The following is a 26,543-nucleotide window of genomic DNA, read 5'->3' as shown; positions in this document are numbered from 1 at the left end:
AGGCCGTACCCGAGGGCTCCGGGTGCGGCCCGGGGCCTCGGCTACACGCCCGAAGGGCTCGTCGTGGTGCCGGTCGGGTCCGTCGTACCGGGCGTGCCCGGGGCCGGGACGGTGACCGCCGTGCCGTCGTCGTCCGTGTTCAGCGTCTCGATGACCGCGTCCCGCTCCGGGGTGTCCTCCGGCTTGATCAGGCCGATCACGATGTACAGCACCAGCGAGATCACCATGGGCAGCGCCACCTGGTACTCCAGCTTCACGTCCGAGCGCTGGGAGAAGTCCAGGTGGTAGTTGACGAAGAAGAACGCCAGCAGACCGGCCCCCCAGCTGACGAGCGCCGCCGTCGGGCCCGAGCGGCGGAACGGGCGCAGCAGACCGAGGATGAACGGGATCGCGATCGGACCCATCAGGCCGGCCACCCACTTGATGACCACCGTGATGATGTCCTTGAAGGTGGGGGAGTTGACCTGGGTCGCCACCGCCATCGACAGGCCGAGGAAGGCGACCGTGGTGACCCGGCCCGCGATCAGACCGGCCCGGGCGTTCCACGTCCGGGCCGCCCTCGAGAACACCGGCACCACGTCGCGGGTGAACACGGCCGCGATCGCGTTCGCGTCGGAGGAGCACATGGCCATCGTGTGCGAGAAGAAGCCGACGACCACCAGACCCAGCAGCCCGTGCGGCAGCAGCTGTTCGGACATCAGGCCGTACGCGTCCGTGCCGTCCGGCTTCTTCGCCGTGACCAGGAGCGGGGACAGCCACATCGGGATGAAGAGGATGACCGGCCAGACGAACCACAGGCCCGCCGACAGCAGGGCGGACCGCGTCGCCTGCCGGGGGCTGCCCGTGGCCATGTAGCGCTGGGCCTGGTTCCACATGCCGCCGTTGTACTCGAAGAGCTTGATGAACAGATACGCGATGAAGAAGACCGTCATGTACGGGCCCGCGAAACCGTGCTCGTGACCGGCCAGCTTCGGCGAGTCCAGCGCCTTGGACAGACCGCCCTGGCCGGAGATCTTGTGCAGCGCGATGATCAGCATGGCAAGGCCCGCGAGCAACTGGATGATGAACTGACCCAGTTCGGTCAGCGCGTCCGCCCACAGGCCGCCGATCGTGCAGTACACGGCCGTGATGCCACCGGTGATGAGGATGCCCTGGGTGAGGGTGACCCCGGTGAAGACGCTGAGCAGGGTCGCGATCGCCGCCCATTTCGCGCCCACGTCGACGATCTTCAGCAGGATCCCGGACCAGGCCAGGGCCTGCTGGGTGGACACGTTGTAGCGGTCCTTCAGATACTCCAGCGGCGAGGCCACGTGCAGCCGTGAACGCAGCCGGTTCAGCCGTGGCGCGAACAGCTTCGCGCCGATCAGCACGCCGATGGCGATGGGCAGCGCCCAGGTGACGTAGGACGTGACGCCGTAGGTGTAGGCGATGCCGGCGTAGCCCGTGAACATCACCGCGCTGTAGCCCGACATGTGGTGCGAGATGCCCGACAGCCACCAGGGCATCCTGCCGCCCGCGGTGAAGAAGTCGCTGACGTTGTCGACGCGTTTGTGGGACCAGACACCGATCGCGGTCATCACGCCGAAGTACGCGATCAGGACGGCCCAGTCGAGACCGTTCATGTGCCCCCTCCAGGGGTCCGCCTTGTGAACCTGCACTTACCGGACGGCACTTCGCCAGTACGCACACACGGGCGGCGCCCCCGTGCGGGAGCGGGGACTTCGGGGATTGAACCGCCGGTCAGACGGATGGTCAAGACTTTTCTCGGTCACGGATATGAACGGAAGTCAGTAAGTCGAACGATTTTACGTTCTCTTGACCTGTTCGCCGGTTGTCGCGCGCGTGACGCGGACCACACCATGAGCGGGCACTTCGTCAGTCGACAGACACCCGATGGACCGGGTGGATCGGATGGATCAGGCGCGACGGACAGGGCGCACGGGATGCGGGTCCCGTACGGCCCGGAAGGGAGGCGCGAGGCATTCGACGGCGTCACGCCGAGGCGAGGAACTGCCGATGTGACGGGTCGGGGGTCGTCAGCGCATCAGTTCGCCTGCGTTCACGAGCAGGGACTGACCCGTGATCGCCCGTGCCCGGTCGGAGGCCAGGAAGACGACCGCGTCCGCCACGTCGCCATCGGTGGCCGGCTCCGGCAGCGCCATCCGGTCCGTCAGGCGCCGGATCACCTCCCCCTCCGGTACGCCCTCGGTGTGGGCGGTGAACCGGACGTAGGCCTGGACGGGCGGGCCCCACATCCAGCCGGGCAGCACGGTGTTGACCCGGATCCGCGAGGGGCCGAGCTCTCGGGCGAGCGAGTACATGGCGCTGGTGAGCGCCCCCTTCGACGCCGCGTAGGCCGCCTGCCGCACCTGGGACGGCGCGGCCACCGAGGACTGGGTGCCGATGAGGACCACCGAGCCGCCGCCCTCCTTGAGCCCCGGCAGGCAGGCCCGTGTCATCCGCAGGGTGCCCATCAGGTTCACGTCGATGACCGCGTGCCAGGTGGCGAAATCCGCGTCCTGGAGGCCGCCGAAGTGGCTGTCCCACGCGGCGACATGGACCACCGCGTCGATCCCCCCGAACCGTTCCAGCGCCAGCGCCGCGAGCGCCTCGCACTGCGCCTCGTCGGTGATGTCCGTCGCCCGGTAGGCCGTGTGCGTGCCCTCCGGATCGAGGGTCGCGGCGGACTTGGCGAGGTTCTCCTCCGTACGGGCGCCGAGCACCGCGTTGCCGCCGTCCCGCACCACGGCCGCCGCGACCTGGTGACCGAGCCCGGCGCCGACCCCCGACACCACGACCGTCTTGCTCCGGAGCAGTGACATCGGTCCTCCCGGATATGGCGGATTTCCTGACGGACCGTCAGAGTAGGTGGCTCCGGCGGAGGAGGGAAGGGAAAGGGGAACGGCGATGGGTGAGGACACGCGCAGCGCGGTGTACGCGGAACTGGCCGCCGTGGGGCCCTACGGCGTCCGCCCGGGCCATGCCCTGATCACCATGGTGGAACCGCACCCGGGGCACGAGTACGCGTACAACCGCTGGTACGAGGACGACCACTACTACGCCGGCGCCATGGCCATGCCGTGGATGTTCGCGGGCCGCCGCTGGGTCGCCACCCGGGATCTGCAACTCCTGCGCTACCCGGCGAAGTCGGCGGTGGCGCAGCCGGTCACGGCGGGCTGCTATCTCTCCACGTACTGGATCACGGACGGCCGCTACGACGACCACATGCGCTGGACGGTCGCCATCAACAAGCGCCTCAACCGCGACGCCCGCGTCTACCGGGACCGCACCCATGTCTTCACGGCCTTCCAGGACCACGAGACCACGGTGTACCGGGACGGCGCGGCGGGCCCCCGGGACGTGCACGCGCTGGACCACCCGTACGCGGGCCTGGTCCTGGAGGTCGTCGACGCGGAAGGGCCGGAGCAGCGGGCCGAACTGCTCAAGTGGCTCCGTGCCCGCCATCTCCCCAACCGCCTCACGGGCTCCCCCGCCGCCATGGTCACGGTCTTCCGCCCGACCCCGCTGCCCGGCGACCGGATGACGTATGTGAAACAGGTGGAGGGGGTGGACACCCGCCTCACCCTGCTGTGGTTCCTGGAGACGGATCCGAGGCGGTGCTGGGAGCCACACTTCACGACCCTGGGCACCGCGGTGACGGAAACGGGCCTGGGGAGGGTGGAACTGGTGGCGCCGTTTCTTCCCACGCTGCCGGGGACGGATCGGTATGTGAGCGACCTCCGCTGAGGCCTGCGGCGTCCCGGCTCACTCACCCCACGAGACGGACGTGCCCCCTCGGCCGGGACGGCGGGCCAGTCGAGAGGGCTCTGTCGCTGCTGCCTGCTATGGAATTGTGGCGGTCGGTGCTACTTGATCGACGTCACGAAGGCGTTCCAGGCGTCGGCCGGGAAAGCCAGGACGGGCCCCTCGGGAACCTTGGAGTCGCGCACGGCGAGCGCCGCCACGATGGGAGATTTGACCTCGACGCAGGCGCCGTTGCCCGTCGAATACGACGACTTGGTCCACGTTTCCGTGGCCCCCTGAAGAACGGCCATGTTCACTCCGTAGCGAGTTGCTGAGTTGCTGAGTTGCAGTGGTGCTGTCATCGGGTCGCGTGCTCTGTCGGTGCGCGCGACCCGAATCACGCCAACTTGTTTGGCTGATGGCGTGATCGAAGCTACTCGGCAACATCTCTGCCCGGAGCGGCCATTCACTCGACCGGATGGCATATTCCAGTGGGGCCTTCCGCTTGAAGGTTTCACTGGTGTAAAGTCCGCCGCCCGCTCGTACGGAGGCCCGGGACGGGCTCTCACGTGGAATCCGCGTACCTCTTGGCCACATCCGCGATGAACTGGCGGGACTTTTCCACACTGAGCGCCTGCGCCCGCAGATGCTCGTACATCACGGCGTACTTCTGCACGTCGTTGGCCTTTTCCAGATACAGGTCACTGGTGACGCCCTCCAGGTACACGACGCTGGAGTCGGCCGCGTCGGAGAACTCCAGGATCGCGTACTGCCCGTTCAGGCCGGGATGCGCGCCGGCCTCGAACGGCAGCACCTGAACGGTCACATGCGGAAGGTGGGACAGCTCGCCGAGGTGCTCCAACTGCTCCCGCATCACATGGTTGTTGCCGACGACCCGGCGCAGCGAGGCCTCGTCCAGCACGACCCACAGACGCAGCGGGTTGTTCTCGGCGGCGATGCGGTCCTGGCGTCGCATCCGCACCTGTACCCGCTTCTCGATGTCCGTGGCCGACGTCTCCGGCAGCGCGCCCTGGATGAGCGCCTCGGCGTAGGAGCGGGTCTGCAACAGACCGGTGATGACCTGGGGCTCGTAGACCCGCAGCGACTCCGCGTCCGTCTCCAGGCCGATGTAGACGCTGTAGGGGATGTCCCCGAACGCGTGCCACCAGCCTTGCTGCCGCGAATCGCGCGCCATCTCCATCAGCGAGTCGACGACGCGCTGGTCCTCCACCTCGTACACGCCGCAGAGGTCGCGTACGTCGCGCTGGCTGATGCTGCGGCGGCCGTTCTCCAGTCGGCTGATCTTCGACTGGGAGACGAGCAGGCGCTCGGCGACCTCTTCGGCGGTCATGCCCTTGAGTTCACGGAGCTTGCGAAGCTCCTGACCCAGTCGGCGCCGCCGGACGGTGGGATTGACATTCGACGCCACGGACGTGCACCTCCGGCTACTGCCTCTACTTTGCGTATCTGCTGCTGAGCAGATTGCCACCAAGGTGCTTACTACCGCTGGGAAACAGCGGATATGCGCTGCGTACGCGCGACTTGGGCCCTCTTTGGGCCTTCCTCGGCCGTGAGTCGGTTGTAGTGGCCGTATATGTGTGCCGACGCCGGCCCGGGCCGGCGTCGACACACGGCCGCGCGGGGCGAGGAGACCGTGCCGTCCCGACGGACGTACGGTCCCCTCGCCCCGCGCGGGCCGACGGCTCAGTGGGCCACGACGCGCGCCATGGATCCGCGACGCGGCTGCATCGGAACACCGCGGGCGGGTTCCGGTGCTGTCCTGCCCGCGGCGGCCTGGCGGCCGGCCGGGGCCGGGGCACGGCGTGGCTGTGCGGCCGCGCCGTTCTGGACGTCCATCACGGCGTGCGCCACGAGGCCGCCCATGGGGTCGTGCCTGATCAGATCCCGCAGCCGGGAGCGGGACGAGCGTCCCTCGTTGCCCGGATACAGGTGCTTGCCGAGACCGACCGCATGGGCCAGCGCGGCAAGCGCAGCGGTCCGCGGGTCCGGCGGAACGCCGGTGCGGATCGCTGTGTCCAGCCGGGCCCTGATCTCCCGGCTGATGGCCGTGTCCGTCGCCTGGTAGCGCGTCGTCGGCAGCACCCCGCACATCTGGCCCGGCACGGCATGGACCATGCCGCACCGCTCCAGATGTGACAGATAGATCTGGCGCAGTCCGAGACGTGGCCCGCCGATCCAGTGGACGGCCCGTACCGGAGCGCCGCGCCTGCGCAGCAACTCCAACGCACAGTCCAGAGTTGGATCTCCAGTCGGCCGTGGTACCACCACGGCGATACGATCCCCGTCTGGGGCTATCCGTCCGGCCAGCGCCAGCTCCACTAGCTGTGCTCCGGCCAGACCGAGGTCGAGCGACTGCGGCTGTGCAGTGGTACCCGTGGTCGGGTCCAGTGCCAGCAGCAGAAGCTCCTCCGGAATTGTTCTGCGGCTCCTGCCCATCCATGCCTCCCCGCGTGGATGAATGACAGGGTGACCCCTCTCACATTGGTCTGTCGAGGGTGCGTGACCGGAATGTAGTGGAACCGATAGGTATGTCGTTCTCGTCTAGCCCAGGGGTCAAGTCCTCACACAGGACACTGGTACATGGTTCGGGCAGTGATGTCCGGGTGGCGGTTCACGGTTCGGCAAGGCGCGCGAGCGGGTGCGTGGCGCAAGGAGGAGGCATCGGTGGCGGGCGAGTCCCCCGACAGGTCGAGGCAGCACGAGTCGTCGACGGAAACGACGTCGGGGAGCGGGGATCCGGTTCCGGGGCCGGCCGCGGGCGACCGCGACCCCCGGCTGGCGATGGCCGGCAAGACGGCGAGGGTCGATCAGGCGACGACGGTCTTGTCCACGCGCGAGTTGCGGGACTCCTCCGGCGCGGCGGCGGACGAGGCCGCTCCGGGGACCGAGGGGTCCTCCACGGCCGCCGAGGACGCCAAGGGCGGCGAGGACACCAAGGGCGGCAAGGACGCCAAGGGCGGTGCGCGGCAGGAGGCTTCGCTGGCGTCCTGGGTGCGGAGCGCGGACGAGGTCGAGACGGAGGCCGGGGCCGAGGGCGAGACTGAGGGCGAGGCTGAGGGCGAGGCTGAGGGCGAGGGCGCGTCGGGGGCTGAGGCTGACGCTGAGGCCGCTTCGGAGGCGGAGTCCGGGGCCGGGGGTGCCGCGGCCGAGTCGACAACGGAGCGGGACCGTTCCGGCGGCGAGGAGGCCGGGGGTTCGGCGCCCGATGAGGCCGAGTCCGGCGATTCGGGGTCGGGTGGCGCCGAGTCCGGCGGCGCCGAGTCCGATGACGCGGGGGACGCGGGTGCCGGGGAGGCGGCCGGCTCGTCGGGCGAGGGGTCCGAGGGCGAGGTCGAGGAAGAGCCCGAGGGCGTCTCGAAGGTGAAGGGCGAGGACGTCTCGGAGGAGGAGCCGAAGGGGGCCGCCGACGCCTCCGAGGGCGCGCCCGCGAGCGCGGCAACCTCCGAGGAGGAGGTGGCGGCTGACGAGCCATCGGACGACGTTGCGGAGGCCGCGGCGTCCGCCGGCGCCGATGCGGACGCCGAGGGCTCGGAGAACGGCGCGGACGACGCCGGGGACAAGCCGGCCGTGGATCAGCCCACCGCCGTCTTCAAGACCCCGCGCCGGCCCCCCGTGGACCAGCCCACGACGATGCTCAAGCTCGGCGGCAGCACCAAGCCGTCCGAGAAGTCTGAGAAGTCTGAGAAGTCTGGTAAGTCCGACAGCTCCGACGAGTCCACGGACAAGCCCGCCGTCGATCAGCCGACGACCATGCTCAAGCTCGGCGGCAGCACCAAGCCGTCCGAGAAGTCTGAGAAGTCTGGTAAGTCCGACAGCTCCGACGAGTCCACGGACAAGCCCGCCGTCGACCAGCCGACGACCATGCTCAAGCTCGGCGGTGGCGCCAAGGCGGCCAAGGCGTCCGAGGCGTCCAAGACATCGGACTCGTCCGAGAAGTCCGGTAAGGACGAGAAGTCCGCCCCCTCCTGGGCGGCCAAGTCCTCCGCGTCGACGTCCGCCGAGCCCAAGCCCGAGGCCGACTCCGACTCCAAGCCCGAGGGCGACTCCGAGCGCACCAGTACGTTCATAGCGCTGAAGCCGCTCGACGAGCCCAGGTCCACGCAGCCGAAGACCGCGCAGCCCAAGCCGGTGCGGTCCGCGCCCGCCGACGCCACCGCCGCGCTGCCCCGGGTCGGTCCCGAGCGCACCGCGCAGCAGCCGCTGCCGCCGAAGCCTCCGCTGGACCTGCTCGCCGAGCTGACGAACACGCCGCCGCCGCCGGAGACCCCGGTGCGCACCGCGCTGCGGCGGATCAAGATCTGGACCCCGCTCGCCGTACTGCTCGTGATCATCTTTGCGATCGTGCAGGCGGTGCGTCCGCTGCCGGACCCGACCCTCGGGCTGTCCGCCGACGAGACCTACACGTTCGGCGGCGGCAATCTCGCCCTGCCCTGGCCGGGGCAGGGGCAGTCGGCGATCGAGGTCGAGGGCGTCGGCATGGTCGGTGTCGAGGGCAAGCAGGCCCCGCAGCCGATCGCGAGCGTCACCAAGATCATGACGGCGTACGTCACCCTTCAGGAGCACCCGCTCAAGGGGAACGACGACGGCCCGAAGATCACGGCGGACCAGCAGGCCGAGGACGAGTCCAAGATCGGGGACGAGTCGACGGCGTCCATGAAGAAGGGCCAGGTGTTCACCGAGCGGCAGATGCTCCAGATGCTGATGATCCCGTCCGGGAACAACGCGGCGCGGCTGCTGGCCCGCTGGGACTCGGACAGCAAGACCTTCGTCGGCAAGATGAACGCCGCCGCCAAGCAGCTCGGCATGACGAACACCACGTACACCGATCCGAGCGGCCTGGAGAAGTCGACGGTGAGCACCGCCGTCGACCAGCTGAAGCTGGCGAAGACGGTCATGCAGAACCCGGTGTTCCGCAGCATCGTCGGCATGGCCAAGGCGGACCTCCCCGCACCTACCGGGACGATCTACAACAACAACGACCTGCTGGTGAAGCAGGTCGGCGTGATCGGCCTGAAGACGGGCTCGTCGACCCCGGCCGGCGGCAACCTGGTGTGGGCGGCCACGAAGGTCGTCGACGGCAGGACGCAGACGATCTACGGTGCGGTCCTCAACCAGGACGCGCACACGGGCCGCGTCTGGGACAGCCTCCAGCTGGCGATCACCAACAGCCAGAAGCTGATCGACAAGATCCAGCACGGCCTGACCTCCGCCACCGTGGTGAAGAAGGGTGAGGTCGTCGGGTACGTGGACGACCAGATGGGCGGCCGGACGCCGCTGGTCGCCACCCGGAACATGACGGCGGTCGGCTGGCCGGGCCTGCGGACGAAGCTCTCCATCGGTGGCGACGGCAAGGCGGTCCCGCACGAGGCGAAGGCCGGCACGGTCGTCGGCAGGCTGACCGTCGGCGACGGCTCCAGCCACGCCGTGATGATTCCGGTCGCCCTGCAGAAGGACCTCGGCGAGCCGGGATACGGCGCGAGGTTCACCCGACTGGGCTGATCCGCCCTTCCGCCTCTGAGACGGACACGACACGGCGCACCCCGTCGGCGGCCCCACCCGGGAGCCCGCCGGCGGGGTGCGTGCTAGCGTCGCGAGGCGGGGGCGGACCCGCGAGCCGCACAACCTGGCCCGGGGCGGGCCCCTGAGGGAACCTCCATGGAACGGTGGCGGAACTCTTGGGATGTCCGGGCGCGGGGCGGGAACGGAACCGGATACGGGGCGAGAACAGAAACGGGACACGGGGAGTGCCTTCAGGTGGCCACAGTGGAGCGGACACACGCCGACGACGCCGATCCGAGCCGTCGGCCGGACCGGCCCTCGGGCCCGCGAATACCACCGGCCGGGCCCGCCGCTGACACGACCATGCACCCCGACACACCCGCACCCCCCGAGGACGGCCCCGGCGCAGTTCCCGGGAACGCCGCTTCCCGGCCGCGCACCCTGCTCACCCGGCTCCGGTCCTCGCACGGCGCGGACCTGGCCCGCAGGCACCCCGTGCTCGTGGTCACGGCCCTCGCCGGGCTGCTGCACCTCGTGTGGTTCTTCACTTTCGCGAACAGTGGCGGCGACCTCGCCGCGCAGGACGCCTGGGCGGAGTTCGTGGGGCGGCACCCCGACTCGGCGTACAACCTCGCCTGGTACGGCGGCATGCACCCGGTGTCGTACAGCGTGGTGTCGCCGTATCTGATGTCGGTGCTCGGCGTCCGTACGACGATGATGATCGCGGGCACGATCTCGGCGGGGCTGCTGACGCTGATCCTCATCCGCAGCCGTGCGGTCCGCGAGCCGTGGTGGCCCGCCCTGGCCGGGGTGTTCGCGCTGCTGTGCAACGCCATCTCGGGCCGGGTGACCTTCGGTCTCGGCACGATGTTCGCCCTGGGCGCGACGGCGTGCGTCTTCTGCTGGCCGTACCGCTGGCGCTACAAACGCTGGGCGAAGGCCCTGTGCGCCGCCCCGCTGGCCGCTCTGGCCACGATGGCGTCCCCGGTGGCGGGCCTGTTCGTCGGCCTGGTCGCCGCGGCGCTGTTCCTGCAGAAGCGCCGCCCGGGCGCCTGGGCCCTCGGCCTCGCCCCGACCGTGGTGGTGGCCCTGTCGGCCTGGCTGTTCCCTTTCTCCGGTACGCAGCCGATGACGTGGGCGTCGATGCTCCTGCCGTTCGTCTGCGCGGTCCTGGTCTTCGTGCTCGTCCCGAAGGACTGGCACACCGTACGGATCACGGCGGCGGTGTACGGGCTGTCCGTGGTTCTCGTGTGGGTGATCAGCTCCCAGATCGGCTCGAACATCACCCGGCTGGCGATGCTGTTCGCCGGGGTGGCGCTGGTCGCGGCGCTGCCGTTCACGGTGCCGCGCAGCCGCAAGTGGTACGTCATCGTCGTCGCCTTCGCCGGCTTCACCACCTGGATCGGCGTCAAGACGGTCGACGACATCATCCACACCACCCCGGCGGCGTCCTGGGCGCACGAGCTGGCCCCGCTGGTGAACCAGCTCCAGGTGGTGGGTGCGGAGAAGGGCCGTGTGGAGGTGGTCCCGGCGCGCTCGCACCGGGAGGCGTCGGCGCTGGCGCCCTATGTGAACCTGGCCCGCGGCTGGAACCGGCAGGCCGACATGGAGCGCAACCCGCTCTTCTACGACGCCACGCTGAACTCCGCGAACTATCACGCCTGGCTCCAGCGCTGGGCGGTGCACTACGTGGTCCTGCCGAAGGACGAACCCGACGGGAACGGCGGCGAACGCGAACGGCAGCTCGTCCAGCGGGGCATGCCGTATCTGCGGCAGATCTGGGGCGACGCCAACTGGCAGCTGTTCGCGGTGACCGATCCCGTCCCGCTGGCGGACCCCCCGGCGGTGGTCGACCGCGCGGACCAGGGCGAGCTCACGATCGAGGTGAAGAACGCGGGCCGGGTGCTCATCCGGATCCCGTACTCGCCGTGGCTGGGCCTGGTCGACACGGAGGGCAAGGGGGTCAAGCCCCCGCAGGAGACGGAGGAGTCCAAGCACCGCCCGGACGGCATGCCGAAGGCGTACGACAACGTCAACGGCTGTCTGATGGAGACGGCCGAGGACGCCTCGGGCGACAAGTGGACGGAACTCGTGGCCCCGCGCGCGGGCACCTACCGTCTGGCGGCGCCGTACCAGCTGCCGCGAGGGACGCCGTGCCCGCCGGAGCTGCGCTGACGGCGGGCCGGGGCGCGACCCCGGCCCGCGCTCGGCCCTACGCCCCGGCCTCGGCCCCGACGGAGGCCCGTACCCTCGCCCGCCGCCACCACCTCGGCGATCCGGGTGAGCGGCATGTCGAGCCGGCGCAGCAGGGCCACCGTGCGGGCGCGCTCGACCTGGTCGGCGCGTTAGTAGCGGTAGCCGGTCGTCTCGTCGACGTACGCGGGCGCGAGCAGCCCCAGCCGGTCGTACAGCCGCAGTGCCTTCGGCGACAGCCGCGAGCGCGCGGCGAACGCGCCGATGGCGAGCAGATCGTCGGTCACCCTGGCACCCCGTCATCCCGTCGCCCTCCGTCACCGGGCGCTGTCCGCCCGGTGACGAGGACGTTCGTGTCTGCCCCGGGGGCAAGGTCAAGCGAGGTGGCCGGCCTCGCGCGGGTGGCTCAGGCGAGGGCCTTCTCCACGGCCGTCAGCACCTCCGCCGACTCCGGCTCGGTCTGCGGGGAGAACCGGGCGGCGATCCGGCCGTCCCTGCCGATCAGGAACTTCTCGAAGTTCCAGCGGATGTCCCCGGTGTGTCCCTCGCCGTCCGCGAAGCCCACCAGCCGGTCGTACAGCGTGTGCCGCCCCTCGCCGTTCACCTCGATCTTCTCGGTCATCGGGAAGGTCACGCCGTACGTCGCCGAGCAGAACTCCGCGATCTCGTCGGCGCTGCCCGGCTCCTGCCCGAGGAACTGGTTGCAGGGCACGCCGAGCACGGTGAAGCCCAGCGGCGCGTACCGCTCCTGCAGCCGCTCCAGGCCCGCGTACTGCGGGGTCAGTCCGCACTTGGAGGCCACGTTCACCACGAGCACGGCCTTGCCCGCGTACTGGGACAGCTGCGCGGAGCCGCCCTGCAGCGCGTCGATCTCCACGTCGAGGACGGATCCGGCGGTGTTGTCAGTAGTCGTCATGCTGCGGATGCTAACTCCGTCCCATGACATCCCCGTCAGCCGCGCTGCGTTGTGACCAGCACCTCACCCGCTGCCGTCCGTGAGTACAGCACCGACCGCCCCGCGGGCCGCCGCTCCACCAGCCGCGCGTCCAGCAGCACCTTGAGATGCCGCCCGACCGAGCCGAGCCCCTGCCCGGTCACGGCGACCAGCTGGCTGGTGCTCATGGGCGAGTCGAGGAGCACGAGGACCCGGGCCCGGGCCGGACCGAGCAGCGCGGCGAGGCTCGTCGGCACCGCCGGGGGCGGTCCCCCGGCCAGCACGCCCGCGCACGGGTAGACGACGGCGTACCGGTCGGGGTCCTCCCAGGAGACCCAGCCGGTCTGCGGGGTGACGGGGACGAACACCAGCTGTGCGCCGGAGATCTCCCGGGGCGGGTACGCGTGGAGGTTGATCTGGAGCCGGTTCCCGCCGAGCCAGCGGGTCCGGCCCGGCCGCAGGGTGTCCACCGCGGCCGCCCAGCCGTCCCGGCCGAGCCGCGCCGTCCGGGCCACCACATCCGCCTCCAGGACGTGGCGCCGCCGGTCCCAGGAGGGCAGCACGGCCTGCGTCCATACGTAGGCCAGCAGCTCGGCGGCGCGTTCGGGCAGGTCGTCGCGGTCCAGGAGGGCGGGGAGCGGGCCCCGAAGAGAGACGGTGAGGTGGGCGCGAGCGTCGGCCGATGGCACGGCACGGACCCGGGCGACACCTTCCTCGAAGGTCTCGCCGTCCCTCGGGGTCGGGGTGAGGAAGTCGGCGATCCACTCCATGCCGAGGCCGCTGCGAACGAGCAGCGCGGTGACGGGATCGGCGGCCAGCCGCCGGCGGTAGCCGGGCAGATGGGTCTCCAGCCAGGCGCGTTCGCCGGGGTGGGTGGGCGTGCCCGCGTGCAGCACCTTGAGGCTCGCGAAGGTCTCCGCGAGCGGCGAGAGCACGAACCGGCTGCGGGCGAGGGTGTCGGCGTTGACGTACCAGAGACCCATGACGCGTATGCCCTCCCCCCTTGTGCGGGCCTGCGGTGACGATTCGTGCGTACCTGCGGTGACCTTTCGCGCGTACGCGAAAGATTAACGACGGCCCGCGGAATCCGCTCAGACTCCGGCCATGCGCAGCTACACCGACCTCTTCCGCACCCGGGAGTTCACCCCGCTCTTTCTGACCTCCGCTCTCCAGACGGCCGCCGCCACGCTCGGCGGCCTGGCGCTCGGCACCCTCGTGTACCGGGCCACCGACTCGCCCCTGCTCTCCGCGGTGAGCATGTTCGGGCCGCAGCTTGCGCAGGTCGTGGGCGCCACGACGCTGCTGTCGGCGGCGGATCGACTGCCGCCGCGCGCCACGACGACGGGCATCGCCTGTGTGTTCGCGGCGGGTACGGCGGCGATGGCGACGCCCGGCCTGCCGCTGGGCGCGGTCTTCGCGTTGATCCTGTTGCTGGGGCTGGTGCAGTCCGTCGGCGGCGGGGTCCGCTGGGGGCTGCTCAACGACATCCTGTCCAAGGACGGCTATCTGCTGGGCCGTTCGACCTTCAACATGATGAGCGGCATCATGCAGATCGGCGGCTACGCGACGGGCGGCGTCCTGGTGACGGTCCTGTCCCCGCGTACGGCCCTGCTGATCGCGTCCGCGCTGTACCTGGCGGCGGCCGTGGCCGCCGGGCTCGGTCTGACCCGCCGCGCCCCGCGTGCGGCCGGCCGTCCGTCGATCGCGCAGACCTGGCGCACCAACGCGCTGCTGTGGTCGTCCCGACCACGCCGGACGACCTATCTTCTGCTGTGGGTCCCGAACGGCCTGGTCGTCGGCTGTGAGTCGCTCTACGTCTCCTACGCGCCCGACCGCGCGGGCGCGCTGTTCGCGTGCGCCGCGCTCGGCATGTTCGTCGGGGACGTCACCACGGGCCGTCTTCTGCCGCCGAGTCTGCGCCGCCGCATGGGCATCCCGTTCCTGGTGCTTCTGGCGACGCCGTACCTGTTCTTCGTGCTGCGCCCCGCGGTGCCCGTGGCGGCCGTCTGCGCGGGCCTCGCCTCGGTGGGCTTCGCCGCGAGTCTCGTCCAGCAGGAGCGTCTGATGAGTCTGACCCCGCAGGAGCTGAGCGGTCACGCCCTCGGTCTGCACTCGGCGGGCATGCTCACGATGCAGGGCGTGAGCGCGGCCCTGGCGGGGTCACTGGCCCAATTCACCTCGCCCGGCCCGGCGATGACGTCGATGGCCGCGGCGTCGCTGCTGGCGACCTTGGCCTTGACGGTGGGGGGAGGGGCGGCGGACACGGCGCGGACGGCCGCCGGGTCGATTGCGCGGCCTGTCCGGGAGCCCGGCCGGGCCGCCCGGCAGGACTGAGACGCTTCTCGTGGTCCCGGGCCGCGCAGGTCCGGGACCACGAGGGGTTCGGCCGAGGTCCGGCCTGGGTTCAGGCGCCGGTGCCGTGCGTCTCGTTCGTCGGGGCGGGGGCGGGGACGGCCGTCGGCAGGCGCGGATCGACGGGCTGGGGGCTCTTGCTCCCGGCCGAGTGCCCATGACCCGCCGGCTGACCGTCGCCGGTCGGCAGGCCGTCACCGGTGGGCAGGCCGTCGCCGGTCGGCGGTACGTCGAAGGCCGGCTGTCCGTTCGTGGCCGGCTGTGCGTCCACGGCCTCCTTGGCCCCGCTCGTGGGGCCGCTCTCGTCACCGAACTGACGAGCCGCCCGGTCGAAGTACCGCAGCAGTTCCACCGGGAAGGGCATCACAAGGGTCGAGTTCTTCTCGGCCGCGACCTCCACGACCGTCTGGAGCAGTCGCAGCTGCATGGCCTCGGGAGTGTCGGACATGATCCGGGAGGCGTTGGCGAGCTGCTGGGCCGCCTGGAACTCGCCGTCCGCGGTGATGACACGGGCGCGCCGCTCACGCTCCGCCTCGGCCTGCCGGGACATGGACCGCTTCAGGGACTCCGGCAGCTGTACGTCCTTGATCTCGACCCGGTCGATGTGGACGCCCCACCCGGCGGCCGGGCTGTCGATCATCAGGGCGAGCCCCTCGTGCAGCCGCTCACGGTCGGACAGTAGATCGTCCAGGTCGCTCTTGCCGATGATGGACCGCAGCGAGGACTGGGCGACCTGGCCGACCGCGAAGACGTAGTCCTGGACCTCGATCGCGGCCCGCAGCGGGTCGGTCACCCGGAAGTAGACGACAGCGTCGACCTTGACGGAGACGTTGTCCTTGGTGATGCCCTCCTGCGTCGGCACCGGCATGGTCACGATCTGCACGTTCACCTTTCGCATCCGGTCGGCGAACGGGATCAGGAACGTGACGCCAGGCTGCCGGTGGTGCGGCAGTGCCTTCCCCCAGCGGAACACGACTCCACGCTCGACCTGGTTGACCACCCGCATCCCACTGCGCAGCACGAGCAGAGCCAGCACGGCCACCAGCACGACGGCGACGACGGTGCCTTCCATGGCACTTCACTTCCCTCACAGGGTGTTGATGAGTGACACCCAAGGTGACACCACGGGCCGGATCACCGGATGCGGTCGTCGCGTCAGGAGTTCGTCAAGAATCGGAACGGACGTATGTCACTCCTCGGGAGGTTCCTCCTCCGCGAGCCGCTCCGCGATGTCGTCCGCCCATTCCTGCGCCCACCGCCGGAGTTCGGCGAGGGTGTCCGCGCCGACCCCGTAGGCCGCGAACTCCCTGTCGTCGACCCACTCCACACCCGTCAGCCGGGCCTGCAGATCCGTCAGATCGAAGACGTCGCGGGCGTGACGGCGGCCGAGTTCCTCCAACTCCGCGCGGCTCCAGCGGTCCGAGGCGGCGTGCACGTCGACGAGGTCCCGGGCGAAGCCGCGGTCGGCCAGGGCCCGCACCTTGGTCCCCACGGCGTCCTCGAGGGAGACGGTGAGGCCCAGCTCGGTGGGAACCGGTGGACGCCACAGCACTTCCTTCAGGACGTTCAGTTCCGTCGGCTCCGTCTCCTCGTCCCCGGCGGGGTCGCCGACGATCAGCCGGGCCGAGAGCGGGTCCGCCTCCAGGGACCGGACGAGCCAGCCCCGTTCCGTCAGGCCCGCGCGGACGGCGGCGGCGATGTCCGCCATCCGCTCCGGGCTCTGGGTGGCGACGTCCACGCCCCGGCTGGGCCGGTCCACCAAGCCGTGCCCCAGCAGCGCGTAGCCACCGGCGACGGCCAGCGGGTACGGGGCGCCCACGGCGAGGACGTCGGCGAGCAGGCGCCGGTGCGGTTCGGGCAGGTTCATTGGGCGGGGCAGGGGGAGGCTCACGGGGTGCGCCGTGAGGCCATGGACGGTTCGGTTCCGGTGTTGCGCGACCCGGACGGCGGTCGTGGGGCGCCCGTCCCGGTACGGTGCGACGACGGGGAGCGGGGGCGGTGCGGGCATGCCCCGGATTATCGTCCAACGGTCCTGCTCCGGGCGGTGGGCGTGGCCGCGGCGTGGCGCGTTTTGACATGTCCGGTCAGTACGCGGTTCGTCCGCGACCAGAGTTCACCCTATAGTTGCGCAAACCAGCAAGCGTCTCGGTATGCTTCCGACGATCCGCCACGGCACCCCGATGCTCCGGCGATCGATTCCCGGCACGGGAAGGCCCAACGGACCGTCCTTATAAGGGAGGGTGCCGTACGGCATCACCACTCCTGCGGATCGGGCGGTCGTCACGGACGCGGGCGGGCCCACTCCCTGCCGAGCTACGGCGACGCACGGCGGCCGCGTCCACGGCCGTTCCCGCGCCGGAGGCGGGCAGAGGGGAAGGACGGAACGTGCGGAACGCGGAGACGGCGGATGCCGTGTCCAGGGACAGGACGCGGATCGGCCGGATCGGCCCCTATCCGCTGCGGTGGCACCACGCGCTGCTCACCCTGTGGACGATGGTCTGGTTCTTCATCGCCGAACGCCATGGAGCCGTGTCATGGCACTATCTGAAGACCGGTGAGGAGCTGCTGTTCAGTCAGGTACCCGGCGGCGGTCTCGCCCTCTACGCCAACCATCCCGAACTCCAGATAGGACCGGTCAGCTTCCTGGTCGCCGGGCTGTTCGCACCGCTCCCCGCCCCGGTGGGCGAGAACCTGGCCGAGGCGTTCATGTCGGGGCTGGGCCTGTACATGCTGGTCCTCGTCGGCCGTGCGGCCGCCGAGCACAACCTGGGCACCGGGCTGAACCACCGGCGCCTCCAGCAGCGGGTGCTGGTGGCCGGAGCCGCCTTCATCCCCATGTGGGTGGAGGTCTCGGTACGGTTCGCGCATCTCGACGACGTACTGGCGCTGTTCTTCACCACCTTCGCGGTACGCGCGCTGGTGCGCGGCAACGCCTTCGCCGTCGGTCTCTTCCTGGCGCTGGCCGTGGACTCCAAACCGTGGGCGGTGGGCTTTCTGCCGCTGCTGCTGGTGCTGCCCCGGCCCGCGCGGCTGCGCTCCGCCGCCTGGGTCGTCGGCCTGGTGGCCGCCGCCTGGCTGCCGTTCTACCTCACCCATATGGAGACCCTGGCCGCCGCCCGCTTCACCATCCCCAACCAATCGGCGTCGTCGCTGCGCTGGTTCGGCGTGACCGACCCGGCCACCCCCTGGTGGGACCGGCCCGCGCAGATGGCCCTCGGTATCGGCCTGGGCGTAGTGGCGGTGCTCCGGCACCGCTGGGCGGCGGTGGTCCTGCTCGCCGCCGACGCGCGTATCGTGCTGGACCCGAGCGTGTACACGTACTACAACGCCTCGGTCCTGCTCGGCACGCTGATCTGGGACTCGATCGGACAGCGGCGGCTGGTGCCCTGGGTGAGCTGGATCGCGTTGATCTCGCTGTACGGCAGTGCGCTGGTGGTTCCCTCCGACTCCGCCCGGGGGCTGATCCGGCTGGCGTTCGCGGTCGGCTCCGCCGCCTACGTCCTGTGGTGGCCGCAGCGCACACCCCGCAGCAGGCGCCGCGGCCAGGACGCCGAGGGCCCGCCGCCGCTCCCGCGGCCGATGGCCGGTGAGCACCCCTCGTCGGCGCCGTTCGAGCCGCCGTCGGCCGGGCAGTACAGGTCTGCCGTCGTCGATCACGGTCCCGCCGTCGACCGCGGGTTCGCCGCAGGCCATGAGCCTGCCGCAAGCCATGGGGCCGTCGCGGATCCAGGGCGTGGGTCCGCCGCCGAATCCGGCACGAGCCGTCGCGGGCGTTGTGATCAGGCCATCGTTCCGTCTCCGTCGAGGAGGAAGCGCCCGCCCGCCTTCACGGCGAGCTCCGGGCCGAAGAGCGAGCCGGGTGTGTGGGCGCCCGGCCGGCCCTCGCCTCGGGCGAGACGGCGGGCGACCTCGGCCGCCACCGCCGCGGTGAACTCCCCGGACCGGCCCGCGCGCAGCCAGCCCACCCGGATAGTGCCGTCGGCGTCCTGAACGCGGGCCCGCGCCCAGGAGAACTCCCCGCCCCGCTCGCCCTGCGTGATCCGGACACCGGCGAGCCATCGCTTGGCGGCGCGGCCGAGCAGCGGACGCGCCAGCAGCACCGCCGCCACCGGCAGGGCGGGCCGCGCCGCCCACCCGGCCGGCACCATGCTCGACGCGGCGACCACGAAGGGTGCGCCGCCGGCCCGCCGGGCCGCCTCCAGCTCACCGCTCGGACCACCGACGGTGTGCACCGTCGTCCCGTCGGGCAGGGCGAGGCGTTCGACGTCGGCCCCGAGCCGGGTGCGCACCAGCCGGCCGTGCTCATAGCGCCGTCCGCCGAGCGCGAGGCCCTCGACGATGCTCGCCGCCAGGACCGGGCCGGCCGGCTCCGCCCCGGCCCCGGCCCTCGGCACCGCGTCGACCCGCACACGCGTCGCCGGGGGCCGGTCCGCGCACAGCCTCAGTACGACACTCTCGGTCGCGAGCACGCCGAATCCGGCGCCGGTCACCAGACACCGCCCGGTCGCTACCGCCTCGTCACACAGTCCCAGCAGCCCGGTGACGGCGGTCAGCTCGTTGGCGAGATCGACGTAGTGTGTGCCGGGCGGCCCCCCGCGGGCGATCGGCGCCGCGGTCTCGGTGAAGGGGCCGATCGTATTGACCACCACCGCCGGCGCCTGTCGGCCGATCTGCGTCACGACGGCATCGACCGACCCGGCCACCACGATCCGCACGTCATCGCCGAGCGTCCCGGCCAGCGTGCGCAGCCGCCCGGGATCGCGTCCCACCAGGACCGGCGGCACCCGATCGGCCGCCAGCCGAGCGGCGATCGCCCGACCGGTCCGGCCGGTGGCCCCGAGAACCCAGATCCGGTGCGCGTCCACCTCGCGCTCCCCGTCCGACCTTCGGCGCGCCGGCCTCAGTCGCTCTGGCGGCCGGCGGCCTCGGCCGCCGCGGGCTCACCGACGGAAGCCGTCTCCGAGGTGACGGGCTCCAGTTTCACGATGGGGAACCTGCGGGCCGTCTTCGTCTCGTACTCCATGCTGGCGGGCCAGTACGCCGACCAGATCCCGTAGAGGCGCTCCCACTCGGGTGACCCGGGCGTCACGACGGTCGGCGTGGCCCTCAGGATCCGACTGCCCACCTCGACGGTCACCTCGGGCATGACGGCGACGTTGCCCACCCACACCGGATCCTTCTCCGCGCCCCGCGCGGAGCCGCAGACCAGCAGATTGTCCCCGTCGGCCGCATACACCAGGGGGTTGATGCGCGCCTGGCCGGTACGGCGGCCGACCGTGTGCAGAAGCAGCAGATGCTTGCCCTCGAAGAGGCCCCCCACGACTCCGCCCTGCGCCCTGAACTGACTGATGACCTTCTTGTTGACCTCATTCACGTCGTTCATGTCCGCCTCGCTCCGCCGAAGACCTGACCAGTCCTTAGCTAACCAGCGCACCACACGACTGAGCCGAGCCGCGCCGCAGCCATGCGGAGGACATCGGCTACCGGGGCGCCGGTCCGGTCTCGGGGGAAACCCTGACGCACGCCTCAGGGGATCTTGAGGGATCGTCCCCGATGACCGCGCATCACGGTGAGGGCAGAGTCGAAGTCGCCCCGGAGACACGGGATATGACGCCACATCGCTAGGGAGACCGACTGTGCCCACCACCCCGCGCCGAGCCCGCTGGACCACCGTGGCCGCCACCACCGCACTGCTCGCCGCCTTCGCGGCGGGCACGGCCGTCCCGGCGTCCGCCGCGGTCCCGATGACAACCGCGCCCACGCCGACCGCCGTGACCATGCCGAGCGCCGTGCCCACGCCCCTGCCTCCGCTGAGTCCGGCCGCCCTGCGGAAGGCCGTCGCCGGGCTGCCCAACGCGGATGTCACCGGCGCGCTGGTCCGGGTGACCGGCAGCGCGGGCCGTTGGTCGGGTACCTCCGGCACGGCCGACCTCACCACCGGACGGCCGGTGCCGGCGGATGCCCGCTTCCGCATCGGCAGCATCTCCAAGGTCTTCACCGCCGCAGTCGTGCTGCAACTGGCCGCCGAGCACCGACTCGATCTGAACGGCACCGTCCAGCAGTACCTGCCCGGGCTGCTGCCCGCCGACTACCCGCCGGTCACGGTGGGAGAGCTGCTCGACCACACCAGCGGGCTGCCCGGCGGTGGCGGAGCCGACTTCTGGGGCGACGGCACCAACCAGTGGTTCGTCGACCACCGCTTCGACAGCTGGACGCCCCGCCAGGTGGTGGAGGGCCTGGTCGCGGGCCAGTCGATGGACTTCGCGCCCGGTAGCGCGCAGGAGTACAACGGCCTCAACACCTTTGTCGCAGGACTGATCGTCGAGCAGGTCAGCGGCCGTTCCTTCGCCCAGGAGGTGCGCGACTGCATCATCCGGCCGCTCGGCCTGCACGCCACCTCCGTTCCCGCGGTGGACGACCCCCGGCTGCCCGGTCCGCACTCCCACGGCTATCTGACGGTCACCGATGCGAGCGGCACCACACGGCCGGCCGACGTGACCGAGCAGGCCGCCTGGCCCTGGGCCGAGGGCGGGATGGTCTCCAGCGCCACCGATCTGGACCGCTTCTTCACCGCACTGTTCCGTGGCCGGCTGCTGCCGCCCGCCCAGCAGCGGCTGCTTTTCACCGTTCCGGACGTGCCCAATCACCACAACAAGAACTGCGAACTGGGCCCCACCGCCGGGCACGCCTGCTTCAGCATGGGGCTGATGCGCTACGTCTCCGAGGACGGCACCGAGATCTGGGGCAAGACCGGCTCGCGCCCCGGCTACACCAGCGGTGTGTTCGCCACACGTGATCTCGCCCGCCGGGTGGTGTACTCGATCAACCCCACGGGCCTGGAGGGCGCCGAGGCCCCGTACGTCTTCGGCATCGTCACAGCCACCTTCACGCCCGGCACCCAGGGGTGAATCGGAGGGGCTCGGTTCTTCTCCGCCCGGCGACCGCACAGGGCGACCTCGAGCGAATTCACCCCGTTGGACAGGGGAGTGGCCGCATTTTCGCGCACGCGCACGCGCGCGCGTGACGCCGACACGCCTGGCGCCGGTTCCTGACCCAACGTAGACCATCACAAAAGGTGTCTTTGATTGGAATAGCGACTCCATCGGACATTCCGGCTGTAAACATTGATGCGTCCGACCAGGCAGGCGCATCAGGCACCTGCCATGAAAGGAGCACGGAATGCGGGCTTTCCGTTCTGCCGCTGCGCTGGGCGTCGCGGCCGCCGTCCTGCTGGGCGGCGCCACAGGTGCCAGCGCTGCAACGTCTGCACCCTCGGCGGCCTCCCACGCCACGCACGACCGTGGTGACCACGACGGCTACGGGCGTGGTGACCACGACGGCTACGGGCGTGGTGACCACGCCGGCTACGGGCGTGGTGACCACGACGGCTTCTGGGGCAACCACCGCTGGGGCAACCACCACCGGCACAACCACGGCTGGGGCAACGGCTGGGGCAACCACGGCTGGGGTAACCACGGCTGGGGCAACCACGGCTGGGGCAACCGCCACCACGGGGGCCAGGGCTACTACGGCCACCGCTGACCGCCCTCGGGGTGCCCTTCCGCTGTCGGGGAAGGGCACCCCTTCCGCCCTCGGCCGGACCAACCGCTGAGGCGCACGGCACCCGAATCGGCCAAGGGCCGGCTCAGGAGGAAAACCCTCCCGAGCCGGCCCTTCTCCCTGTTCCCCCGACGGGATTCGAACCCGCGACTCCCGCTTCAGGAGTTCGAGCTCGCCCTGTCCGGTCGACCTCAGCTCACGGCATACGCGTTGTACACCGTGGTGGTCGAGCTGTCGCCGTGGGTGTCGGTGACCGTCGAGCGCAGGCCGACTCGGCCGGAGGCCGGATTGTGGACGGCCATGGTCCACTTGCCGCCGGACAGCTTCGCGGTGGCGGTGTGCCAGGTGGTGCCGTTGTCGGTGGTGTACCAGGCCCGCACGGACTTCACACTGTCCGACAGCTGGCGCACCGAGCTGTCGTCCGTGCCGTTGCGCTGCATACCCAGGGCGATGGTCGTGGTCGACCCGGGGGCCGCCTGGTTCCTGGCGTTCAGCGCGTCTGGCCAGAACCGGGTGATGTAGTCCCGGATCTGCTCGTTCTTGCCGGGGTTGGCGTAGAAGTGCAGGGAGAGGCTGGAGGACGTCGACAGCGACCCCGACGGCAGTGCGCTGCGTCGGCCGGTTTCAGTGAACGTGTACCAGCCCGCCTCGGGGATCCGTGGATGCGCGTCGATCTCGGCCGAGGGGCTGTAGTTGTGCGAGTAGAGCGTCTTGCCCGCGTGGGTCAGCTTCACGCTCCCGTCCGCCAGCGTCCCGCCGTCCGGGAGGGTCGGGTCGGCGAACGGGTTGACGGACCCGAAGTACAGCTGGTGGTACCAGGTGTTGGGCAGCCGCCCGCCGGGCCCCCAGACCGCGTGACCGAGAGTCAGCGAGGCCGTCTTGCCGGCCGCGTAGTTGTGTGCCCCGGCGTAGATGAGGTCGTTGCTCTGCTGGCTCACGTTCCACTGGCCGGGCGGAAGGTGGACGGCGAAGGAGTCGGGCAGCTCACGCTGGAACTGGAGCGAGTTCGTGGACATCGAGCAGCCGTCGCCGCCCGTCGACTGGTAGCCGAACGAGAACTGCGCCAGTCCGCTGTCGGGGCCTGAACGGGCGGACACCTTGACGGACGTCAGCCCGGACCGCTTGAGCTTCGCGGACAACCCGGACGGCAGGCCGCCCCGGTGCGTGGCGGTCGCCTGCCAGAAGTCCCCGCCTGCCGCCGCTCGCGGCTGGTACGTGGTGCCGTAGGACAGCTCGTACGCCTTGCTGCTCGACGGGATGACATACAGATCACCCGCCTCGGCCGAAATCCCCATCTGGGCAGGGCCGTTGTCGGCGGCGCAGACATACGCGCTGACCATGTGGTCGTATCCGCTGCCCGGGCTCGGGCTGAGCGAGACATTGACCGGGCGTCCCTTCCGGGCGTCGAACGTGGTCTTCGTGGACCCGGACACCGTCACACTGTGGCCGCCGACGGTGGCACCGTCGCCCCGGGCGTCGTCGAAGGATGTGGCGAGTTCGTAGCTGCCGTTGGGCAGTGACGTCGCCTTGTTGCTGTCGATGTAGCGGAAGTCGTTGGTTCTGGTGTTGTAGACCGCCACCTGGGCGTGGACGGGCTTGCCGCTCCGGTCCAACGTCGTGACGGTGAGAGACCCCTTGGCCGTGGCCGACGCCGTCGAGGCGCCGGTCAGAAGAAGCGGCACGAGCACGGTGACGGCACTCGCGACTGCGGTGGTTCGCCGCATCAAACCCCCCATAGGTGCGCGACAAAAGCGAGCCACCGTAGCGCACGGGAGACACGTCGCCATCACCGGACCCTCACCATCGATCTGCTGGGCCGCCGTGCCGGATGGTGCCGGCCCGCCGGGAAAGGTGATCGGGGCGCGTTTCACCAGCCAAGTTGGCGACCGTCGTCGAAGCGGCCGATCCCGGTCTCCGGCGCGCAGCGCCGTGTTCAGGCTCCGCACGGGCGGTCCGACCTGGGGCGTCAGGGCCCTTACACGCTCCGACAGTGGGGCGAAAGAGGCCGTGGCTAGTTTCCTCTGCATCAGCCGCGGACGCGTTCGTCCACCGGTGCACCACCACGAGATTCCGAGAGCGCCGGTGAGGGGAACGCCGCGTTCTTGAGAGAGGGGTTACCCGCCGATGACGGTGTCCACAAGTGCCTTCGCCCCCGGTCTTCGAGAGCTCGAGTTCGTCCGGTCCGTCGACCGGCGCCTGCTCCACCGCCGGGCCCTGTCGGAAGTGTTCCTGACCGACACCTCGGCGGTGGACGATCAGCGCTTCCTCGCGGGCGCACAACTCCCTTCCTCCCACGCCTACTTCACCGACCATGTCGGCCACACGGTCGTCGACCCGATCCTCCTCCTGGAGTGCGCCCGTCAGGCCGAGACCTGCGGCGCCCACCGCCACCTCGGCGTCGACGACGAGACGAAGTTCGTGCTCCAGTCGTGGTCGATGCGGCTGCCCGGCCTGTTCGCCGGCTGTTCCGGCGACCCGGCGGAGCTGGTCATGGAGGTCACCACGGACCGTCCCGCCGCGGCGGGCGCAGCCGCGCGTTCGGTCACGTACGCCATGCGCTTCCTGCTCTCCGGCCAGGAGGTCGGCGAGGTGCGCATGGCGGTCGGCTACCTGTCGTCGACTACGTACTCCTTCATCCGGTCGAAGCGACGCGGCAGCCCGCCCGTGTCGTCCGACGATGTCGCGGCCGTCCCGGCGACGGTCGACGCGCGGGACGTCGGGCGCGCCGACCCGGTGAACGCCCTGCTGGTCGACCCGGTGCGGGACGGCGAGGGCATCACCGCCGGCGTACGGATCCCCAGTGACAACCCGAGCATGTTCGACCACGCGCAGGACCACCTGCCGGGCATGGTGCTCACGGAGGCCGCACGGCAGGCAGCCCTGCTCTCCGGCGCCCGGCTCCTCGGGCAGCCGGCGGACGGAACCACGTTGGTCGGCTTCGACCTCGGGTTCACCAGGTTCGCCGAACTCGACGCGCCGACCACGGTCAGCGCGGTCCCCGACGGCGAGAGCGACGGGATCCGGACCTTCCGGGTCGTCTTCCGGCAGGACGGTGAGGAGATCGCGTCCGGCACCGTGGACACCGCGGCCGTGCCCGCCTCGCACCGGAGGACCCGATGAACGCACGGGCGGCGGTGCTGGCCGGGCTCGGCGGCTGGCTGCCGCCGACGCGGATCACCAACGACGACCTCGCCCGGGAACTCGACACCAGCGACGAGTGGATCACCACGCGGACCGGCATCCGGCAGCGGTTCGTCGTCCCGCCGGGCCTGTCCACCTCCGGGGTGGCGGTCGAGGCGGGCGCGCGGGCGCTGGCCTCGGCGGGCACGGACCGGGTGGACCTCCTCGTCCTCGCCACCAGCACCCCGGATCACCCGTGCCCGGCCACCGCGCCGGAGGTGGCCGGCCGGCTCGGGCTCGGCGAGATCCCCGCGTTCGACGTGGCCGCCGTGTGCACGGGGTTCGTGTACGCGCTGGCCACCGCGTCGAGCATGATCAGTGCGGGGGTGGCCGACAGCGCGCTGGTGATCGGCGCCGACACCTTCTCCACGATCCTCGCCCCCGAGGACCGTACGACCAGGGCGATTTTCGGGGACGGCGCGGGGGCCGTGGTCCTGCGCGCCGGTCACCCGTGGGAACGCGGTGTGCTGCTCGGGTTCGACCTGGCCAGTGACGGTTCACAGGCCGACCTGATCACCGTGCCCGGAGGCGGTTCCGAGTACCGCTCGAAGGGGCTCGCCGAGCCGGGCGACTCGTTCTTCGCCATGCAGGGCCGTTCGGTGTTCCGCAACGCCGTGACGCGGATGAGCGAGTCGTCGCGGCGGCTGGCGAAACGCCTCGACTGGCCGCTCGACTCGATCGACCGGCTCGTCGCCCACCAGGCGAACATCCGCATCCTGACGGCCGTCGGCGCGGACCTCGGGCTGCCCGAGGAGAAGGTGATCGTCAACCTCGACCGGGTCGGCAACACCGTCGCCGCCTCCATCCCGCTGGCACTGACGGACGCCGTGCACACGGGCTCCATCGCCCCCGGCCACCGGGTGCTGCTGTGCGGCTTCGGCGGCGGCCTCACCTGGGGGGCCGCGGCCCTGGAGTTCCCCGAACTGTCCGTCGAGCCGCTGCCGTGTCCCGCGGCGCCGGCCGAGCTCGAGCCCGCCCGCGCGAGGTAGCAGACCCGGGCCGAGGGCCCGCGTACGCCGGGCGATCCACCCACGTAGAGACAACGCACTGAGAAGAAGGC

The 26,543-nt window shown here is 70.9% G+C and carries 20 protein-coding genes and 1 pseudogene; 8 read left to right on the top strand and 13 right to left on the bottom strand.

What is annotated here, in order from left to right; translation table 11 throughout:
• Positions 1 to 41: 41 nt before the first annotated feature.
• Together ACFY2Z_RS09705 and ACFY2Z_RS09700 are read right to left on the bottom strand one after the other, a co-directional pair.
• On the bottom strand, positions 42 to 1,622 hold the full coding sequence (locus ACFY2Z_RS09705) for a sodium:solute symporter family protein (RefSeq protein WP_390743629.1): 1,581 nt from the start codon (positions 1,620 to 1,622) through the stop codon (positions 42 to 44).
• A 414-nt stretch (positions 1,623 to 2,036) separates the two neighbouring features.
• On the bottom strand, positions 2,037 to 2,822 hold the full coding sequence (locus ACFY2Z_RS09700; protein WP_390743628.1) for an SDR family oxidoreductase: 786 nt from the start codon (positions 2,820 to 2,822) through the stop codon (positions 2,037 to 2,039).
• Between the two features lie 85 nt (positions 2,823 to 2,907).
• Between ACFY2Z_RS09700 and ACFY2Z_RS09695 the strand changes: the two genes are divergently transcribed.
• Positions 2,908 to 3,747, top strand: coding sequence for a hypothetical protein (locus ACFY2Z_RS09695; RefSeq protein WP_390743627.1), 840 nt, complete (start codon positions 2,908 to 2,910; stop codon positions 3,745 to 3,747).
• 119 nt (positions 3,748 to 3,866) lie between these two features.
• Here the strand turns inward: ACFY2Z_RS09695 and ACFY2Z_RS09690 are convergent, their stop codons facing one another.
• The 3 genes from ACFY2Z_RS09690 to ACFY2Z_RS09680 form a co-directional block, all read right to left on the bottom strand.
• Positions 3,867 to 4,055, bottom strand: coding sequence for a DUF397 domain-containing protein (locus ACFY2Z_RS09690; protein WP_388976901.1), 189 nt, complete (start codon positions 4,053 to 4,055; stop codon positions 3,867 to 3,869).
• Between the two features lie 254 nt (positions 4,056 to 4,309).
• Positions 4,310 to 5,173 (bottom strand): helix-turn-helix domain-containing protein, encoded by an 864-nt coding sequence (locus tag ACFY2Z_RS09685; protein ID WP_390743626.1) that lies wholly within the window; start codon positions 5,171 to 5,173, stop codon positions 4,310 to 4,312.
• 275 nt (positions 5,174 to 5,448) lie between these two features.
• A complete protein-coding gene (locus ACFY2Z_RS09680) occupies positions 5,449 to 6,201 on the bottom strand; it encodes a GPP34 family phosphoprotein (RefSeq protein WP_390743625.1) in 753 nt (250 codons plus the stop codon).
• Positions 6,202 to 6,429: 228 nt separating this feature from the next.
• Between ACFY2Z_RS09680 and ACFY2Z_RS09675 the strand changes: the two genes are divergently transcribed.
• Positions 6,430 to 9,264, top strand: a complete 2,835-nt coding sequence (locus ACFY2Z_RS09675) for a D-alanyl-D-alanine carboxypeptidase family protein (RefSeq protein WP_390743624.1) — start codon at positions 6,430 to 6,432, stop codon at positions 9,262 to 9,264.
• A 255-nt stretch (positions 9,265 to 9,519) separates the two neighbouring features.
• Complete coding sequence (locus tag ACFY2Z_RS09670; protein WP_390743623.1) at positions 9,520 to 11,439, top strand: MFS transporter; 1,920 nt, start codon at positions 9,520 to 9,522, stop codon at positions 11,437 to 11,439.
• Positions 11,440 to 11,510: 71 nt separating this feature from the next.
• Here the strand turns inward: ACFY2Z_RS09670 and ACFY2Z_RS09665 are convergent.
• The 3 genes and pseudogenes from ACFY2Z_RS09665 to ACFY2Z_RS09655 form a co-directional block, all read right to left on the bottom strand.
• Positions 11,511 to 11,744: pseudogene (locus ACFY2Z_RS09665) on the bottom strand (MerR family transcriptional regulator); the annotation flags it as partial.
• Positions 11,745 to 11,863: 119 nt separating this feature from the next.
• Complete coding sequence (locus ACFY2Z_RS09660; RefSeq protein ID WP_390743622.1) at positions 11,864 to 12,373, bottom strand: glutathione peroxidase; 510 nt, start codon at positions 12,371 to 12,373, stop codon at positions 11,864 to 11,866.
• A 35-nt stretch (positions 12,374 to 12,408) separates the two neighbouring features.
• Positions 12,409 to 13,374, bottom strand: a complete 966-nt coding sequence (locus tag ACFY2Z_RS09655; protein ID WP_390743621.1) for an ArsR/SmtB family transcription factor — start codon at positions 13,372 to 13,374, stop codon at positions 12,409 to 12,411.
• Between the two features lie 121 nt (positions 13,375 to 13,495).
• Here ACFY2Z_RS09655 and ACFY2Z_RS09650 point away from each other — a divergent pair, with 121 nt between their 5' ends.
• Complete coding sequence (locus ACFY2Z_RS09650) at positions 13,496 to 14,725, top strand: MFS transporter (RefSeq protein ID WP_390743620.1); 1,230 nt, start codon at positions 13,496 to 13,498, stop codon at positions 14,723 to 14,725.
• Positions 14,726 to 14,795: 70 nt separating this feature from the next.
• Here ACFY2Z_RS09650 and ACFY2Z_RS09645 read toward each other — a convergent pair whose 3' ends face one another.
• From ACFY2Z_RS09645 to ACFY2Z_RS09630, 4 genes are all read right to left on the bottom strand, one after another.
• Entirely contained in the window at positions 14,796 to 15,815 is a 1,020-nt protein-coding gene (locus tag ACFY2Z_RS09645) for a slipin family protein (RefSeq protein ID WP_390743619.1), read from the bottom strand.
• Between the two features lie 117 nt (positions 15,816 to 15,932).
• Positions 15,933 to 16,610 (bottom strand): nucleotidyl transferase AbiEii/AbiGii toxin family protein, encoded by a 678-nt coding sequence (locus ACFY2Z_RS09640; RefSeq protein WP_390743618.1) that lies wholly within the window; start codon positions 16,608 to 16,610, stop codon positions 15,933 to 15,935.
• Positions 16,611 to 18,522: 1,912 nt separating this feature from the next.
• Positions 18,523 to 19,608, bottom strand: coding sequence for a hypothetical protein (locus tag ACFY2Z_RS09635; RefSeq protein ID WP_390743617.1), 1,086 nt, complete (start codon positions 19,606 to 19,608; stop codon positions 18,523 to 18,525).
• 35 nt (positions 19,609 to 19,643) lie between these two features.
• On the bottom strand, positions 19,644 to 20,126 hold the full coding sequence (locus ACFY2Z_RS09630) for a nitroreductase/quinone reductase family protein (protein WP_390743616.1): 483 nt from the start codon (positions 20,124 to 20,126) through the stop codon (positions 19,644 to 19,646).
• Between the two features lie 253 nt (positions 20,127 to 20,379).
• On the opposite strand from ACFY2Z_RS09630, the gene ACFY2Z_RS09625 reads away from it, so the two are divergent.
• Together ACFY2Z_RS09625 and ACFY2Z_RS09620 are read left to right on the top strand one after the other, a co-directional pair.
• Complete coding sequence (locus ACFY2Z_RS09625) at positions 20,380 to 21,651, top strand: serine hydrolase domain-containing protein (protein ID WP_390743615.1); 1,272 nt, start codon at positions 20,380 to 20,382, stop codon at positions 21,649 to 21,651.
• Positions 21,652 to 21,922: 271 nt separating this feature from the next.
• Positions 21,923 to 22,285 (top strand): hypothetical protein, encoded by a 363-nt coding sequence (locus ACFY2Z_RS09620; RefSeq protein ID WP_390743614.1) that lies wholly within the window; start codon positions 21,923 to 21,925, stop codon positions 22,283 to 22,285.
• Positions 22,286 to 22,494: 209 nt separating this feature from the next.
• Here the strand turns inward: ACFY2Z_RS09620 and ACFY2Z_RS09615 are convergent, their stop codons facing one another.
• Positions 22,495 to 24,027, bottom strand: a complete 1,533-nt coding sequence (locus ACFY2Z_RS09615; RefSeq protein WP_390743613.1) for a hypothetical protein — start codon at positions 24,025 to 24,027, stop codon at positions 22,495 to 22,497.
• Between the two features lie 400 nt (positions 24,028 to 24,427).
• On the opposite strand from ACFY2Z_RS09615, the gene ACFY2Z_RS09610 reads away from it, so the two are divergent.
• Both ACFY2Z_RS09610 and ACFY2Z_RS09605 read left to right on the top strand, forming a co-directional pair.
• Positions 24,428 to 25,423, top strand: a complete 996-nt coding sequence (locus tag ACFY2Z_RS09610; RefSeq protein ID WP_390743612.1) for an AfsA-related hotdog domain-containing protein — start codon at positions 24,428 to 24,430, stop codon at positions 25,421 to 25,423.
• On the top strand, positions 25,420 to 26,472 hold the full coding sequence (locus ACFY2Z_RS09605; RefSeq protein WP_390743611.1) for a beta-ketoacyl-ACP synthase III: 1,053 nt from the start codon (positions 25,420 to 25,422) through the stop codon (positions 26,470 to 26,472). Before ACFY2Z_RS09610 ends, ACFY2Z_RS09605 begins: the two co-directional genes overlap by 4 nt.
• Positions 26,473 to 26,543: the final 71 nt, after the last annotated feature.

The sequence above is a fragment of the Streptomyces sp. NPDC001222 genome (assembly GCF_042896945.1).
Lineage (GTDB): Bacteria > Actinomycetota > Actinomycetes > Streptomycetales > Streptomycetaceae > Streptomyces > Streptomyces gibsoniae.
The sequence above is the reverse complement of the archived record's forward strand: the minus strand, read 5'-3'. Positions and strand labels throughout refer to the sequence as shown.

Coding starts and splice junctions, on each gene's coding strand:
- ACFY2Z_RS09705 (WP_390743629.1), bottom strand. CDS start 1,622: ATGAACGGTCTCGACTGGGCCGTCCTGATCGCGTACTTCGGCGTGATG.
- ACFY2Z_RS09700 (WP_390743628.1), bottom strand. CDS start 2,822: ATGTCACTGCTCCGGAGCAAGACGGTCGTGGTGTCGGGGGTCGGCGCC.
- ACFY2Z_RS09695 (WP_390743627.1), top strand. CDS start 2,908: ATGGGTGAGGACACGCGCAGCGCGGTGTACGCGGAACTGGCCGCCGTG.
- ACFY2Z_RS09690 (WP_388976901.1), bottom strand. CDS start 4,055: ATGGCCGTTCTTCAGGGGGCCACGGAAACGTGGACCAAGTCGTCGTAT.
- ACFY2Z_RS09680 (WP_390743625.1), bottom strand. CDS start 6,201: ATGGGCAGGAGCCGCAGAACAATTCCGGAGGAGCTTCTGCTGCTGGCA.
- ACFY2Z_RS09660 (WP_390743622.1), bottom strand. CDS start 12,373: ATGACGACTACTGACAACACCGCCGGATCCGTCCTCGACGTGGAGATC.
- ACFY2Z_RS09655 (WP_390743621.1), bottom strand. CDS start 13,374: ATGGGTCTCTGGTACGTCAACGCCGACACCCTCGCCCGCAGCCGGTTC.
- ACFY2Z_RS09650 (WP_390743620.1), top strand. CDS start 13,496: ATGCGCAGCTACACCGACCTCTTCCGCACCCGGGAGTTCACCCCGCTC.
- ACFY2Z_RS09645 (WP_390743619.1), bottom strand. CDS start 15,815: ATGGAAGGCACCGTCGTCGCCGTCGTGCTGGTGGCCGTGCTGGCTCTG.
- ACFY2Z_RS09640 (WP_390743618.1), bottom strand. CDS start 16,610: ATGAACCTGCCCGAACCGCACCGGCGCCTGCTCGCCGACGTCCTCGCC.
- ACFY2Z_RS09630 (WP_390743616.1), bottom strand. CDS start 20,126: ATGAACGACGTGAATGAGGTCAACAAGAAGGTCATCAGTCAGTTCAGG.
- ACFY2Z_RS09620 (WP_390743614.1), top strand. CDS start 21,923: ATGCGGGCTTTCCGTTCTGCCGCTGCGCTGGGCGTCGCGGCCGCCGTC.
- ACFY2Z_RS09615 (WP_390743613.1), bottom strand. CDS start 24,027: ATGCGGCGAACCACCGCAGTCGCGAGTGCCGTCACCGTGCTCGTGCCG.
- ACFY2Z_RS09610 (WP_390743612.1), top strand. CDS start 24,428: ATGACGGTGTCCACAAGTGCCTTCGCCCCCGGTCTTCGAGAGCTCGAG.
- ACFY2Z_RS09605 (WP_390743611.1), top strand. CDS start 25,420: ATGAACGCACGGGCGGCGGTGCTGGCCGGGCTCGGCGGCTGGCTGCCG.